10 protein-coding genes and 1 pseudogene are annotated in these 14850 nt (G+C 62.2%); 7 read left to right on the top strand and 4 right to left on the bottom strand.

The window, feature by feature from the left end:
- Positions 1-13: 13 nt before the first annotated feature.
- From nuoJ to nuoN, 5 genes are read left to right on the top strand one after another with little or no spacing between them, the layout of a single operon-like run.
- On the top strand, positions 14-553 hold the full coding sequence (gene nuoJ / locus LJ360_RS00150) for an NADH-quinone oxidoreductase subunit J (RefSeq protein ID WP_091850734.1): 540 nt from the start codon (positions 14-16) through the stop codon (positions 551-553).
- On the top strand, positions 550-858 hold the full coding sequence (gene nuoK, locus LJ360_RS00145) for an NADH-quinone oxidoreductase subunit NuoK (RefSeq protein WP_091850736.1): 309 nt from the start codon (positions 550-552) through the stop codon (positions 856-858). The genes nuoJ and nuoK overlap by 4 nt, the downstream gene beginning before the upstream one ends.
- Positions 855-2723: an NADH-quinone oxidoreductase subunit L gene (nuoL, locus tag LJ360_RS00140; RefSeq protein ID WP_264994893.1), complete on the top strand. Its 1869-nt coding sequence runs from the start codon at positions 855-857 to the stop codon at positions 2721-2723. The genes nuoK and nuoL overlap by 4 nt, the downstream gene beginning before the upstream one ends.
- Positions 2720-4252, top strand: coding sequence for an NADH-quinone oxidoreductase subunit M (gene nuoM / locus LJ360_RS00135; RefSeq protein WP_091850740.1), 1533 nt, complete (start codon positions 2720-2722; stop codon positions 4250-4252). Before nuoL ends, nuoM begins: the two co-directional genes overlap by 4 nt.
- The gene (gene nuoN, locus LJ360_RS00130; protein WP_264994892.1) at positions 4252-5688 is read left to right on the top strand and encodes an NADH-quinone oxidoreductase subunit NuoN; all 1437 of its coding nucleotides are present in this window, start codon (positions 4252-4254) and stop codon (positions 5686-5688) included. Before nuoM ends, nuoN begins: the two co-directional genes overlap by 1 nt.
- A gap of 516 nt (positions 5689-6204) precedes the next feature.
- On the opposite strand, the gene LJ360_RS00125 is transcribed toward nuoN, so the two are convergent.
- Positions 6205-6528, bottom strand: a complete 324-nt coding sequence (locus LJ360_RS00125; RefSeq protein WP_091850744.1) for a DUF3135 domain-containing protein — start codon at positions 6526-6528, stop codon at positions 6205-6207.
- Between the two features lie 274 nt (positions 6529-6802).
- Here LJ360_RS00125 and LJ360_RS00120 point away from each other — a divergent pair, with 274 nt between their 5' ends.
- Together LJ360_RS00120 and LJ360_RS00115 are read left to right on the top strand one after the other, a co-directional pair.
- The gene (locus tag LJ360_RS00120) at positions 6803-8278 is read left to right on the top strand and encodes a flavin-containing monooxygenase (RefSeq protein ID WP_264994891.1); all 1476 of its coding nucleotides are present in this window, start codon (positions 6803-6805) and stop codon (positions 8276-8278) included.
- Positions 8279-8548: 270 nt separating this feature from the next.
- Entirely contained in the window at positions 8549-10906 is a 2358-nt protein-coding gene (locus LJ360_RS00115) for a hypothetical protein (RefSeq protein WP_264994890.1), read from the top strand.
- Positions 10907-10910: 4 nt separating this feature from the next.
- Here LJ360_RS00115 and LJ360_RS00110 read toward each other — a convergent pair whose 3' ends face one another.
- The 3 genes and pseudogenes from LJ360_RS00110 to LJ360_RS00100 form a co-directional block, all read right to left on the bottom strand.
- A complete protein-coding gene (locus LJ360_RS00110; protein WP_264994889.1) occupies positions 10911-11516 on the bottom strand; it encodes a response regulator transcription factor in 606 nt (201 codons plus the stop codon).
- Positions 11517-11529: 13 nt separating this feature from the next.
- A complete protein-coding gene (locus LJ360_RS00105) occupies positions 11530-13704 on the bottom strand; it encodes an ATP-binding protein (RefSeq protein WP_264994888.1) in 2175 nt (724 codons plus the stop codon).
- Positions 13705-14114: 410 nt separating this feature from the next.
- Positions 14115-14848: pseudogene (locus LJ360_RS00100) on the bottom strand (sulfite exporter TauE/SafE family protein).
- Positions 14849-14850: the final 2 nt, after the last annotated feature.

Below are 14850 nucleotides of genomic sequence, written 5' to 3'. Positions count from 1 at the left end.
GGAGCCGGACCTAATGGAGATCGCCTTCTACCTCAGTGGCCTGGTGGCGGTACTGGCTACCGTGGGCGTGATCACCGGCACCAGCCCGGTGCATGCGGTGGTGTACCTGATCGTCTCGCTGATTGCCGTGGCCATGGTGTTCTTCGCCCTGGGCGCCCCCTTTGCCGGCGCCCTGGAGATCATTGTCTACGCCGGCGCCATCATGGTGCTGTTTGTGTTCGTGGTGATGATGCTCAACCTGCGCCCGGACGCGGAGCGGGAGCTGACCTGGACCCACCCCCGTTACTGGCTGGGACCGTCGCTGCTGGCGCTGGTCCTGCTGGGAGCCTTGCTGGCGCTGCTGCGCCAGGGTGGGGTAAGCGAGGTGATTGACGGAGAACTGCTCACCGCCAGGGCCGTGGGGCTGACCCTGTTCGGCCCCTGGCTGATGGTGGTGGAACTGGCCGCCATCCTGCTACTGGCGGCGCTGGTCACCGCTTCCCACGTAGGCCGGCGCAGCAACCCCCTGAACCGGAAGATGTCGGGCAACCGCAACCGGGGAGGCACGCCATGAACGGGATTCCCATGGAGCACGGACTGATCCTGGCCAGCATCCTGTTCAGCCTGGGGCTGGCCGGGTTGATGCTGCGTCGCAGCATGCTGTTCGTGCTGATGAGCCTGGAAGTGATGCTCAATTCGGCAGCCCTGGCCTTTGTGGTGGGGGCCACCGCCTGGAACCAGCCGGACGGCCAGGCCATGTTCCTGCTGGTGATCACCCTGGCGGCAGCAGAAGCCAGTGTCGGCCTGGCGCTGATGATCCAGCTCTACCAGCGTTACCGTTCCCTTGATCTCGATGCAGCCAGCAGGATGCGTGGATGATGGTTACACCGGTGGTACTTTCGTTCCTGTTCCCTCTGATGGGCACCCTGATCCTGGCCTTCTCCGCCGGGCGCCTGGGGCCCCGGGCCAGTTCCGTCATTGGCGTGGGCAGTGTCGGCCTGGCGGCACTGGCTACCCTGTGGGCGGTGATGGGCCATGGCGGCGGCACCGAGGGCGTCACCCTGTGGACCTGGATCGCCGTCGGCGACTTCCAGCCCACCATTGGCCTGGCGGTGGATGGCCTGGCCCTGGTGATGATGTCGGTGATCACCGGGGTGGGCTTCCTGATCCACCTGTTCGCTGCCTGGTACATGACCGGCGAAGCCGGCATCACCCGCTTCTACGCCTGGATGAACCTGTTCGTGTTCAGCATGATGCTGCTGGTACTGGGGGACAACCTGCTGTTGCTGTTCCTGGGCTGGGAAGGTGTCGGGCTGTGCAGTTACGGGCTGATTGGCTACTACTACCAGGGCCTGGACAACGCCCGAGCCGCCTTCAAGGCCTTTGTGGTGACCCGCATCGGGGATGTGTTCCTGGCATTGGGGCTGTTCCTGATCTTCATGGAGCTGGGCACCCTGGACATCGCCACCGTGCTGGCCCGGGCACCAGAGCTCTGGGCCGAAGGAAGCGCCACGGCCAACCTCGCTGCCCTGCTGGTACTCGGCGGCGCCCTGGGCAAATCCGCCCAGGTACCGCTGCACACCTGGCTACCGGACGCCATGGCCGGCCCCACGCCGGTGTCTGCCCTGATCCACGCCGCCACCATGGTCACCGCGGGGGTCTACCTGATCGCCCGCCTCAACGGGCTGTTCCTGCTGGCGCCGGATGTAATGTTGCTGGTGGGTGTGATCGGCGCCGTTTCCCTGCTGCTGGCGGCGTTTGCGGCCCTGGCCCAGACCGACATCAAGCGGGTACTGGCCTATTCCACCATGAGCCAGATCGGCTACATGTTCCTTGCCCTGGGGGTGGGGGCCTTCGACGCCGCCATATTCCACCTGGTCACCCACGCCTTCTTCAAGGCCCTGCTGTTCCTGTCCGCCGGGGCGGTGATTATCAGCTGCCACCATGAACAGGATATGGGCAAGCTGGGCGGGCTGTGGCGCAAGCTGCCGGTGGCCTATGGCGGCTTTGTCGTCGGTGGCGCGGCGCTGGTGGCGCTGCCGCTGGTCAGCGCCGGCTTCTTCAGCAAGGACGAAATCCTGTGGCAGGCCATGGCGGCGGATCGCACCGGGCTTCTGATCGCCGGCCTGCTGGGGGCGGTGCTCACCGGTATCTACACCGTGCGGCTGATTCTCGGCACCTTCCATGGCGAGCCCGGCAGCGACCATGCCCGCCACCCCGAGCCAGGCACCAGTGTGTTCACCCACCACCTGCCACTGGTGGTACTGGCAGTGCTGTCCACTTTCATCGGCGCCTGGATTTACCCGGGCCTGGGAGGGCTGTTCCCGGAAGCGCCAGGGGACACCGTCGAAACCGGCCACACCCTGCTGCAGGTACTGGCCATGGGCGCGGCCATCGCCGGCCTGGCCCTGGCCGGCTGGCTGTTCCTGATGCGCCGGCCATGGCTTGACGACATCACCGCCAAGGGCGCCGGGGCGGCGCTTTGGAAGCTGTGGCACCACGCCTGGGGCTTTGATGCCCTGTTCGACCGGGTACTGGTGCGGCCCTGGCAATCGAGTGTACGCCTGCTGCGGTTCGACTTTATCAACCTGATCATGAACCTGCCGGCACTGATCGCCCGCGGATTCAACGCCGGCCTGGTACGCAGCCAGAACGGGCGTACCCGCAGCTATGCGGTGGTGATGGTATTCGGGACCACGGTGATATTGCTTGCGCTGGCCCTGGCACCGGGAGGTGGCGCATGATCCTGGTGTGGCTGATCCTGATCCCGTTCCTGGGGGGCCTGCTGTGCTGGCAGGCAGAGCGCTGGGGCGAACAGGCACCCCGCTGGATTGCCCTGGCCACCATGCTGTTCGTGCTGGTGATCAGTGTGCTGCTATGGCTGGGGGGCAACTTCAGCCTGCCTGGGAACGGTGAGAGCCAGTGGCTTCTGGAATGGCGTGTGGACTGGATTCCCCGCTTCGGTATTGAGATCCACCTGGCCCTGGATGGCCTGTCGCTGATCCTGGTGGCGCTCACCGGCTTCCTCGGTGCCCTCGCGGTGCTCTGTTCCTGGCACGAGATTGCCCACCGGGTAGGGTTCTTCCACCTCAACCTGCTGTTTATCCTCGGCGGCGTGGTGGGCGTGTTCCTGGCGCTGGACCTGTTCCTGTTCTTCCTGTTCTGGGAAATGATGCTGGTGCCCATGTATTTCCTGATTGCCCTGTGGGGCCACAGTGGCTCCCCCGGCCAGACCCGCATCCGCGCCGCCACCCGCTTCTTCATCTACACCCAGGCCAGCGGCCTGCTGATGCTGGTGGCGATCCTCGCGCTGGTGTTCGTCCATTACAGCAATACTGGCGAACTGTCGTTCAGCTATGACGTGCTGCGGGGTACCGATGTGCCGGAACCGCTGGCGTTCTGGCTGATGCTGGGGTTCTTTATCGCCTTCGCGGTGAAACTGCCGGTGGTGCCCTTCCACGGCTGGCTGCCGGACGCCCACGCCCAGGCGCCCACGGCTGGCAGTGTCGACCTGGCGGGCATCCTGCTGAAAACCGCCGCCTACGGCATGATCCGCTTTGCCCTGCCGCTGTTCCCGGAACAGTCCGCCGCCTTTGCACCGGTCGCCATGACCCTGGGGCTGGTGGGCATCATCTACGGGGCGGTACTGGCCTGCGGGCAGCAGGACATCAAGCGACTGATTGCCTATACCAGTATCTCCCACATGGGCTTTGTGCTGATTGCCCTGTATTCCGGCTCGGAACTGGCGATCCAGGGGGCCATTATCCTGATGGTGGCCCACGCCTTCTCCAGCGCCGGGCTGTTTATCCTCAGCGGCCAGCTTTACGAACGCATCCACACCCGGGACATGCGCACCATGGGCGGGCTGTGGAGCCGGATACCGGTGCTGCCCGGGTTTACCCTGTGTTTTGTGGCCGCCTCCCTGGGCATGCCGGCCACCGCCAACTTTGTGGGGGAGTTCATGGTGCTGTTTGGCACCTTCCCCAGCGCGCCGGTGGTGGTGGTCATCGCCAGTGTGGGGCTGGTGCTGGCGGCCATCTACTCCCTGCTACTGATGCAGCGGGTGCACTACGGGCCCGAGTACCGCCCCGGTCCGCTGAAGGGTCCTGACGCCCGGGAGTACGGCATGATGCTGACCCTGCTGGTGCTGACCATCGCCGTGGGGCTCTACCCGCAACCCCTGCTGGATACCACCGCTGCCGTGGCCGCACCGGTTGCTGAACTGTTCACCGACGGCGCCGATCTGGCCGCCCGGGCAGGGGAGGTGAACTGATGCTGACCCTGGAAAGCCTGATTTCCCTGCTACCACTGATCATTGTCGCCACCACCGCCGTGGTAGTGATGCTGAGTGTGGCCTGGCAGCGGCATCACGCCGGCACCGCCATGGTGTCCGCCGGTGGGCTGGTGCTGGCCTTGCTGAGCGTACCGCTGGCCGCCGGGGCCCTGATATCACCGCCGCTGATGACGGTGGACGGCCTGGCGATCATGGGCAGCGTACTGGTACTGCTGTGTGCCCTGGTGACTGTAGCCCTCAGCCACCACTACTTGACTGGCTATATCGGTCCCCGGGAAGAGTTCTATCTGCTGTTGCTCTGTGCCGTCACCGGCGCCCTGGGGTTGGTGGCGAGCGACCACCTGGCGACCCTGTTCATCAGCCTGGAGCTGCTGTCCATGCCCTTGTACGGCATGCTGGCCTACAGCTTCCGGGCGGAACGGTCCCTGGAGGCAGGCATCAAGTACCTGGTGCTATCCGCCGCCGCCACTGCCTTCCTGCTGTTCGGCATGGCGCTGATCTACGCCCGCACCGGCCGCATGGACCTGGCCGGCCTCGCTGCCGGACTGGCCGCCTCCCCGGATGCCTGGACCCTGGCTGGCGCCGTGCTGATGGTGGTGGGCCTGGGCTTCAAGCTGTCCATCGTGCCTTTCCACCTGTGGACCCCGGACGTGTACCAGGGCGGCCCCGCACCGGCCACGATCTTCCTGGCCACTGTGAGCAAGCTGGCAGTATTCCTGGTGTTGCTGCGGCTGGTTATAGTCGCACCGGTCTTTGATAGTGAGTGGTTACGTACCCTGTTTACCCTGCTAGCCCTCATCACCATGCTCGGCGGCAACCTGCTGGCCCTGTTCCAGCCCAACCTGAAACGGCTGCTGGGCTACTCGTCCATCGCCCACTTCGGCTACCTGCTGGTGGCGATTGTCGTAGGGGGACAATTGGCCGTGGAAGCCACCGGGGTCTACCTGATCACCTACCTGGTCACCACGCTGGCCGCCTTCGGCGTGGTCACCCAGGTGTCCAGCCCCTTCGGTGGCGAAGACGCCGCCGGCCTGCACCACTACCGGGGACTGTTCTGGCGCCGGCCGTGGCTGGCTGCCGTCATGACCGTGAGCTTTCTCTCGCTGGCCGGAATTCCGCTGACCGCCGGGTTTATCGGGAAGTTCTATGTAATTGCCCTGGGCGTGGCGGATGCCCGGTGGTGGCTGGTGGGCGGCATAGTCGCCGGCAGTGCTATCGGCCTGTTCTATTACCTGCGGGTGATGGTGACGCTGTATATGCCGGAGCCTGGGATGCGTCGGCGGGATGCGACCGAAGACTGGGGGAGCCGTGTCGGTGGCCTGACCCTGATGGTGGTAGCTGTGCTGATCCTCGTCATCGGGGTTTATCCGGCGCCGGTTATTGACTGGGTTGTTGGCTTTTCCGGGGTATTGTGACTGAGTTTATTCAGCTCTCTCTTGCCTGCTGCTTTAGAGGTGGTGCCGATCCGGGGCCGGGGTGCCAGAACGAAAAACTTCGTTTTCCTGACTGTTCTGGCACCCCGGCCCCGAATCGGCACATCTGATCGGGAAAAGTCGGAATTACCGAGAACTACCCGTCCGCTCGAATTCAGGGAGTGTTTGAGAGTCGTCAGCCGGCATCCGGATACGTCCGAGATCCCGGATGAATAAACAGCTGCAGGTGATGCTGACATCCGTCTCGTATCGAAAGGCGTTATCCACCAAGATCAGTAGAAAGGGCTCCGGGTACGCCTTCCGGAACAGTAAGGAAAACGAAGTTTTTCGTTCCGGAAGGCGTGCCCGGGGCACTTTCTGCCCCCGGAACCTTTCCACCCGAAAAGCAGCTGGCAGAGCCAATCAATGGGACCCCTAAGTAATTTTCATTGCTCACCGAAGGATCCCCGCTTGCCGACCGAGGCTATCCCGGTGCTTCCAGCGTTGACATTGTTTCGATCAGCGGCCTGGCCGCTGAAAGGGCAAGATTCGAGCTCCCGTCGACACAGAGGGCTCAAGGTGTAGCCGCTGCCCCTGAATGGCCAGGCGCAGGTCCAGAAACGAGTCATGCATCATGGCCTGGATATCCAGTAGGGCCTTCATTGGGCTGCCAGCCACCCGTCGCCGGGCGTCAATCACAAACTGGATACCACGCAGCCGGCGTCGACTGCACCCGGAACTTTGTCGGATACAGTCTTCAATCAACTCCGTGCGCAACACCTCAAATCCTTCCGGGTCACGTCGGGCCAGGTCCCTGAGTTCTTCAAACGTGGGCATGTCCATAAATTATCTCCTTCCATGGCTAAAGTAATAGACCAGAACAGTGAGCCAGTCACTGCCAGAAGGTGGCCTGGTCGATACACCTCGAGTACCGCTACTGGCCGCCGCGCGACAAATCATTGCCCGGCTAACCCGACAGCCAGAATGAAAGGTTCCGGGATGCCTTCCGAAACAGTCAGAGAAACAACGTTTTTCGTTTCGGAAGGCCATCCCGGAACCTTTCCACCCCCTCCAGCTCTATGCTACAAAATCAGCAACACTGAAAAGCGAACCATCAATGAGCAGCGAACAAGAACAACTCCAATCCTCGCCGCTGGATGTCCTTATCATCGGAGCCGGCCTGTCCGGCATAGGCGCCGCCCGTGCGTTGACCGAAAAATGTCCAGGCAAGCGCTACCTGATTCTCGAACGCCGACAGGCGATCGGGGGAACCTGGGACCTGTTCCGGTATCCCGGCGTCCGCTCGGACTCCGACATGTACACGCTGAGCTACAGCTATAAACCCTGGACCCAACGCAAGGCCATCGCCGACGGCCCGGACATCAAACACTATATCGAGGAGCTTGCCGAAGAGTCCGGCGCCGTCAGGAACATCCGTTTTCAGCGCCGTGTGGTGTCTGCCAGCTGGTCAGGTAACGATGGTCTCTGGACCGTCAAGGCCATCGCCACCGATTCTGAGGGCAAGGAACACGAGGAGACCTACCGGGCGCGTTTCATTGCTTCCTGCTCCGGCTACTACAGCTATGATGAAGGCTACCGGCCGACGTTCCCGGGAGAAGAGACCTTCGAGGGACAGATCATCCACCCTCAGTTCTGGCCGGAGCATCTCGATTACCAGGACAAGCGTGTGGTGGTGATTGGTAGCGGCGCGACTGCTGTCACCCTGGTGCCAGCCCTCACACAGAAGGCACGCCATGTGACCATGCTGCAACGCTCACCCAGTTATGTGGTCACCCGCCCACAGAATGACGGGGTCGCCCTTACTCTGAAGAAATGGCTACCACTGCGACTTGCGCATCAATTCACCCGCTGGAAAAACGTGCTGCTGGGGTCGTTCTTCTATCACGTTGCACGAACCAGGCCTGAAATGTTCAGGCAGCGACTGCTGAACATGGTGCAGGACCAGGTTGGCAGCGACGTCGACATAAGACACTTTACACCCTCGTACAAACCCTGGGATCAGCGTATCTGCGCCGTGCCTGACGGTGACCTGTTCCATGACCTGAGAGCAGGGCGGGCCTCTGTGGTTACTGATAACATTGAACGGTTTACCCCCGGTGGCATCCTCCTCAGCTCCGGTGAAGAACTGGAAGCCGATATCATCATTACCGCTACCGGCCTGAAGCTCAATGCCCTGGGTGGCATGGCTCTGACGGTAGACGGCCAACCCGTGACTCCCGGTGATTGCATGTCCTACAAGGGCATGATGCTCAGCGATGTGCCGAACCTGATCATCACGTTCGGCTACACCAACGCCTCCTGGACACTCAAAGCTGAGCTGACCTCAAACTACACCTGTCGCCTGCTGCGTTACATGGATCGCAAAGGCTATCGGATGGCTGTCCCCCGGGGAGATCCCTCGGTAGGAGCCAGGCCGTTCCTCGACTTCACATCCGGCTATGTACTGCGGGCGACGGACATCCTGCCCAGGCAGGGCGACCGCGAGCCGTGGCAGGTTCACCAGAACTATCTGAAGGACAAGCTGGCGATACAGTACAGTCGTTTAGACGACGGTGTTATGGAGTTCCTGTGACATAAACCTCAGCACCGGCGTGTCCCAATCCCCTGGATTACCAGTTCTCGACGAGTTCGGCGTAGACCACCTGCAAGTTATCAATGTGTTTGCCTGAGCGCCCCTGGAAGCCCAGGAAGGCATTGCCTTCCGGCAAGCTAAAAGTGTGTGGCGGTGCGCGAGCCGGACGATTGACTGCCCCTTCCATCCCGACATCTGTCGGGTACCCGCCGTCTTACCCGAGCCGTAAAGTGACCGACTTTGGCCGTAAGAAAACTGGGGAGTGGTTGCATGAGGATGCTAGAGAGCGCGTCACGGTGGCTGGCGATGGCTGGTCTGGTAGTACTGCTGGGGGCCTGTGGAGGCGGCGGAGGCGGTGGTTCCGATGGGGCGAATAGCCCCGCGCCACCGGAATCAGACGATCCGACACCGCCGGAAGACGAGAACCATGCCCCAACCGCGTCTGTCCAGTTCCCGCTTTCGGGCAGCCTGACCACCGGAACCGATATCCCGGTCCGGGGCACTGCTACCGACCCGGATGGCGATGCCATCACAGCCGTCACCGTCCATGGCGTGCTGGCGGAGACAGACGACGGCTTCGCCACCTGGCAGGTGCCGAACGTGCCGTTGCAGGCTGGTACCAATACGCTGGAAGGCGTAGTCCAGGACGCGCGGGGTGGCGTAGGGCGTTTCAGCCTGACCCTGGAACAGGTCGAAAACCCCGGTCCCGCCCTGCACAGCCCTAAGGGCCTGGCTCTCGACACCGTCAGCGGCGAAGCGCGTTTGCTGGTCATAGATCAAGTCCTGGACGCTCTGTTCGCCCTGGACCTGAGCGACGGGCCAACCCTGGGGCATCGCACTATCCTCGGTCAGACAGGGGGCGGCCATGGCACTAACTTTCTCGTACCGAGTCAGGTGGTGGTGGATACCGCCGAGAATCGCGCCCTGGTGCTGGATAGAAGCTCCATCCCAGGCACCGGCAAAGTGATTGCGGTAGATCTGGCGACCCTGGCGCGCACGGAGCTGGTATCCGGGTTCTCCTTTGCCTCGTCACTGGCGCTTGATACCACCAATAACCGGCTGCTGATCGGCGATTCCGGCACCGACCGGCTGCTGACTGTCGATCTGGATAACCTGGCGGCGGGCACCACCAACAATGTCAGTATCGCCTCCCCGGTGTCCATAGACGTGGATCCGGCCAGCCCGGATCGCGCCCTGGTGGTAGACACTGTCGTTGGCATCGAGGCTTTGTTCGAGGTCGACCTGGCAGGCAAAAGCAAACGCAGGGTGGCCACCTTTAACGACCCCAAGGCGGTGAGGTTTGATCCTGCAGGTGGTAGCGAACTGGCGGTGCTTGCCAGCAGGGAAAACGTTTTCAGTGATAATCTCTTCAGTGTCAACCTCGGCAACGGTAGCACGACCCTGCTCTCCGGCCTGGACGAGGAAGACACCGTGATCGGCACAGGCTCTCGCCTCACACAGATCAGCGATATGCTGTTTGACCCCAGAGACGCCAACCGTCTCTGGGTTGCCGACTCCAGCAGTAGGGCTGTGTTTGTAGTGAATCTGGGCAACGGCGACCGCCTCGCGCTGGGGAGTCGCCTGGGTAGCGGTCCGGACTTTTTGGCACCTGCTGCCGTGGCCCTGCTGCCCAATGCCGACGCCCGCCAGCCGATGGTGGTCGTGCTTGATGACATCCTGAACGATGGTAGCAGTGAGATCTACGGCGTGAACCTGGCCCCGGGCGACACCTTTGGCGACCGCGTCACACTCTCCGGCTTCGATGCGGACAACCCCAATCAAGTTCGCGGGCAAGGCCCTCGGTTACTCGACGCTCGAAACCTGGTGGCAGATACCGCCAACAACCGCTTGCTGGTCGCGGATGCTTCGGCGAATACAGTGGTAGCAGTAGATCCGGAAAGCGGGGACCGCTCCACCCTGTCCGGTGATGACGTGGGTGAGGGGCCGACATTCGACAACATCCGGGCGCTGGCCGTGGATGTCGCCAATAACCGGGTGCTGGTGGCCCAGCGTGGCAGCCTGGTCGCCGTGGATCTGGACAGTGGCGATCGCACCCTGATCTCGACCGGCAACGGCAGCGGGGAGACCGACATCGGCACCGGTCCGGCAATTCGGTCGCCCATATCCGTGGCTCTGGATGCCCGGAACAATCGCCTGCTGGTGCTATTGTTCGACATAAACGATGAGGAGCTGGGAGGTTTGATAAGCGTGGACCTGTCCAGCGGCGACCGTACGGTGATCTCGGATCCGGCTACCGGCAGTGGCAATATTCTCAGGATCCCGGTGTCTGTCGCCCTGGATGCGGCCAACAACCGCGCTCTGGTACTGGATAGCGCATTCGGATTCAGCATCGACCAGGTACCACCCAGCATCGTCGCCGTGGACCTGTCCAGCGGCGACCGCAGCGTGGTTTCCGGCCACGACCGGGGCCCGGATGGCGAGTTCGACAGCGGCGATGACCAGCTGATCGGCGGCGGCAGCCCCTTCAACCCGACATCCACCCCGGCCGACGCCGCATTCGATGCCGAGGCGCGGATTCTGTATGTCACTGACCAGAGTACTGGCAGCCTGATCGCCGTGGATGTGGACAGCGGCAACCGGGCCCTGGTGTCGGGGTTCGGGTTCTGAATCATCAGTCGAGAATATACCCAAGCCGCCGTGCCTTAAGCACGGCCTGGGTCCGGTTAGCACAATCAAACCGAACCAGCAGGTCCGACACGTATTCCCTCACCGTGGCGGGGGAGATCGTGAGCTGGGCGGCAATCTCCTTGTTGGACAGGCCCAGAGCCATCAGCTCCAGGGTGGCCAGCTGACGGGGCGGCAGGGAGGGTGTGTGGTGGCCCTCCTGGCCGCCGATAATCACGGATTCCCCGGCCATGACGTCTCGCAGCGCGCGGACCATCACCGCCCGGGAACTCGTCTTGGCAATAAACCCGTCTGCCCCCAGTTGCAGCATCTGCTGGATGCTGGCGTGGTGGTCGATGGTGGAGACCACGACTACCGACAGTGCCGGATAGCAGGTCTTGATGTCCCTCAGTCCGTCAAGGCCGCGAGTGCCCGGCAACTGGATGTCCAGCAGCATCAGGGCAATGTCCGGGTGCCGGGAAAGGGCCTCCAGGGCCCCGGGGAAGTCTTCCGCCTCAATCACCTCCATGCCGGGTATGGCTTCCTCAAGCAACAGGCGCAATCCGTCTCGGTAGAGTTCGTGGTCCTCGGTGATCAGTACCTTGATGGTCATAGGGGTCGGTTCATCAGGTTGGGGCGGTATGGGGAACGTGAGAGGGGTCGTCTGCGATCCCGGCAGATCGGCACGCCGCTGTCGCCGGCTGCCGGCGCCCGGCGGTATTCAGCAACGCCCTCAATTGCACGGGCAGGGCGTGTGGGGAGAGGGCCGTCCACGGTTCCGGCAGGGGTGTGCCTGGCTTACAGACACACGCGAGGGCGGTGCTTTGGGCGACCGACCGGGCCTGCTCCATCGACAATATCGACCCCTCCAGGCTGTCCTGATCGCACAGCAAAACGGTGATAACAGCGTCCGATCCGAGGGCCTGGCCCAGGGAGTCGAACACCACCGGGGTCTGCTGCCACCGACGCAGGTAGCCTGAAACGGTCTCGGCCAGTTCCCGATCCGTGAACGCCAACGCCACTACTGGCGCGGGTGCCTGCCGCAATGGTTTGGTGTCCGTCGCCCCTTCGTTCAGGAGCGGCACGGTCACCGAGAACCGGCTTCCACGACCGGGTATTGATGCCAGGGAGAGCGGATGATCCAGACGATCGGCGAGATGGCGGACGATGGACAGGCCAATGCCGGAGCCTTCCGCCACGGTGTCTCCTCCAGCCGATCGATGATAGATGTCGAAGATCTGCTCCCGTGCGTGGTCGGTGATACCGCACCCGGTGTCCAGTACCTGCAGAATCGCCGTCTGCCCCTGGCGCCGACAGCCTACAAGCACCTTGCCCTGATCCGTGTACTTGATGGCGTTGGAGAGCAAGTTGCGCAACAGTCGCTCCAGCAGCACCGGGTCACTGAAGACGGTCAGCGAGCAGTGGCAGACGCTCAGTTGGAGACCTTTCTCCCGTGCCAGCACCCGGTAGTCCTGCTCGAGTCTGGAGAATAGGTCTGAGAGCCTGACTGCCCTCGGCTCGGGACGGATCACGCCGGACTCCAGCTTGCCAAGGTCCATGATGGCCCGGAAAGACTCGTTCATCTGCCGGTGGGTATGCCGCAACCGGTGGAAGATTTTCTGGCCTTGCTGCCCCTGCACATAGGGCTTCAGGTACTCCAGGAACACACTCATCGAATGCAGGGGTTGCGCCAGGTCGTGGCTGCTCTGGGCGATAAAGCGGGATTTGGCCAGGCTGAGGAACTCCGCCTTGAGCTTTTCCCGGCGCAGTGCCCTCAACCTCAGGACCAGGGCCACCGCATGCAGCAACAGGTGCAAAATCTGGATGTAGACCACGTGGATCATCTTGTAGGAGGCGGTGATTTCGCCACTGCTACTTCCGGGCCCCTGGACTACCCAGGCCACCTGCAGGATGGACAGCACCATGGGAAACCAGCCCAGCAGGTAGATGAAATAGTAACTGCCCTCGGACCGGACCCGGCAAACCCCGGAACCGAGGACAACCACAGCCACAACAAGGTAGTTCAGGGCGGCCAGTCGCATATTGGCCTCAAATGAGAGAACCTGGCTGGCGACAGCCAGAATGGCGGTAACCACCATGGCTCCGGCAAAGGCGTAGTACCATCGCCCGGAGCCTCGCCGGATACCCAGGAAGCTGCCTGCGAACGCCAGTTGCGACAGCATGGTGGCAAACATCAGCGCCCAGAAGAACCCATTTTTCTCGTAGCTGGACTGCCACAACAGGGCCGGAAGGCTGCTGTGTTCCAGGTGATAGACCAGCATCAGCAGGGCAGACAGCGTAGCCCACCAGAAGGGTGTCTCCCAGGTGACCAGCCAGCAGGTCAGCCCCAGCAGGATGAAGCCCAGTATGATGCCCACCGCCGTCTTGTAGGCCAGGTCCTGCGTAATCTTCCAGCCCTGGTAATAATGGTCGCTCATCAGGCCGATGTAGGGCTGCCACGCCGCTTTGTAGGCGGTCAACTCCACTACCAGCCGGTAGTCCTGCCCCGGTTCGAGCTGGATCCTGACGGCGCGGCCAATGGTGTTGATGTCAGTGCCAGCCTGGTAGCCATTGTTACTGAAGGTTCTGATCACCTGCCCGTCTTCCCCCTGGACCAGGACCCTGGGGTCCAGAAATCCGAAGTTGCTGATATGCAGCATCCAGTCCCGATTGTCGGAACGATTTCGGAGATTGGTATAGAGCCAGTAGCGGCTGTACTCTCGGAAATTGGGAGTCAGGCCGAAGGTCTCGTCCTGCGGGGGCTGACCAAGCGCGTCCTCCAGCGCCAGGTTATCGGGCACGGGGACAAAACCGGATGAATGGTCAAGTGAAGCGAGGGAATAGCGGGTATCAGTGACGGAAAGTTCAAGCGGAGTCCATTGACTGTCTGTGGCAAGGATGTTGCCTGAGGATCGTGCTTGAGCCGAAGGGCCCGTCAAGAGTAATACAATGGCGCAGAGCACAACAATCGCGCTGATTGCCCGAGACGACTGGAGCAACACGGGTCCGTTCATGACTTCCAAAGTCCTTCTGGAAACGGTCTGGCTATCACTGGCACAGGTGGAAATTCGGGGTTCGCGGGGTGGTGGAGCCAACCGGGACCGGTACGGTGGAGTTCCTGGAATGCTACGAGCGCCGAACGAGGCTTAACATGCAGGGATCCCGGAGGTAAGTCAACCTGGAGCAACTGAAACAATGACTACCAGCAGCCTCACAACCCGTTAAACAACATCCGCCCCGCCACCAGCAGCAATAACCCGCCAAAGCACCGTTTCAGCGTAGGTGCCGGAATCCTGTGACTCAGCGATACTCCCACCGGTGCCAGTAACACCGTAAAAACCGCAATCAGCGCCACAGCAGGCAGGTAGACATAGCCCAGTGACCAGTCTGCGGGGGACCGGCCCCAACCGGAGATGATATAACCCAGGGTGCCCACTACCGCCAGCGGAAAACCGAGGGCACTGGAGGTAGCCACCGCCCGTTGCATAGGTACGTTAAAGAACACCATCAGCGGCACCATCACGTTACCTCCCCCGATACCAGCCAGCCCGGAAAGTACCCCGCTGAACATGCCCAGGCCGGTGGTACCACCCTTTCCCGGCATGGTCCGCCGGGGGTCGGGCACCCAGCGACTGAGCATGATCACGGATATCACCAGCAGGAACACCGCAATACCAGTCTCCAACACAATTGCAGGTAAACGTGCCGCGATAAAACCACTGAGGAAACTGCCCATCACCACCATGGCGCCCATAGCCTGAAGATGGTCCAGTCCACCGCCTGGCGCTTGATCTGGGCCCGGGCGGCCGAGATCGAGGTGAAGATAATGGTGCACAGGGACGTGGCCACTGCGGTAATTACGATGAACTCCGGCGGGAAATGTTGAGCCGAGAGTATCAGCACCAGGGCGGGCACGATAACGACACCGCCACCAATCCCGAGCATGC

The organism is Marinobacter sp. AN1, assembly GCF_026013985.1.
Taxonomy (GTDB): Bacteria; Pseudomonadota; Gammaproteobacteria; order Pseudomonadales; family Oleiphilaceae; genus Marinobacter; species Marinobacter segnicrescens.
The sequence above is the reverse complement of the archived record's forward strand: the minus strand, read 5'-3'. Positions and strand labels throughout refer to the sequence as shown.

What these genes read in the sequence shown, in the direction of transcription:
- nuoJ (WP_091850734.1), top strand. Translation starts at nt 14, where the DNA reads ATGGAGATCGCCTTCTACCTCAGTGGCCTGGTGGCGGTACTGGCTACC.
- nuoK (WP_091850736.1), top strand. Translation starts at nt 550, where the DNA reads ATGAACGGGATTCCCATGGAGCACGGACTGATCCTGGCCAGCATCCTG.
- nuoL (WP_264994893.1), top strand. Translation starts at nt 855, where the DNA reads ATGATGGTTACACCGGTGGTACTTTCGTTCCTGTTCCCTCTGATGGGC.
- nuoM (WP_091850740.1), top strand. Translation starts at nt 2,720, where the DNA reads ATGATCCTGGTGTGGCTGATCCTGATCCCGTTCCTGGGGGGCCTGCTG.
- nuoN (WP_264994892.1), top strand. Translation starts at nt 4,252, where the DNA reads ATGCTGACCCTGGAAAGCCTGATTTCCCTGCTACCACTGATCATTGTC.
- LJ360_RS00125 (WP_091850744.1), bottom strand. Translation starts at nt 6,528, where the DNA reads ATGGACATGCCCACGTTTGAAGAACTCAGGGACCTGGCCCGACGTGAC.
- LJ360_RS00120 (WP_264994891.1), top strand. Translation starts at nt 6,803, where the DNA reads ATGAGCAGCGAACAAGAACAACTCCAATCCTCGCCGCTGGATGTCCTT.
- LJ360_RS00115 (WP_264994890.1), top strand. Translation starts at nt 8,549, where the DNA reads ATGAGGATGCTAGAGAGCGCGTCACGGTGGCTGGCGATGGCTGGTCTG.
- LJ360_RS00110 (WP_264994889.1), bottom strand. Translation starts at nt 11,516, where the DNA reads ATGACCATCAAGGTACTGATCACCGAGGACCACGAACTCTACCGAGAC.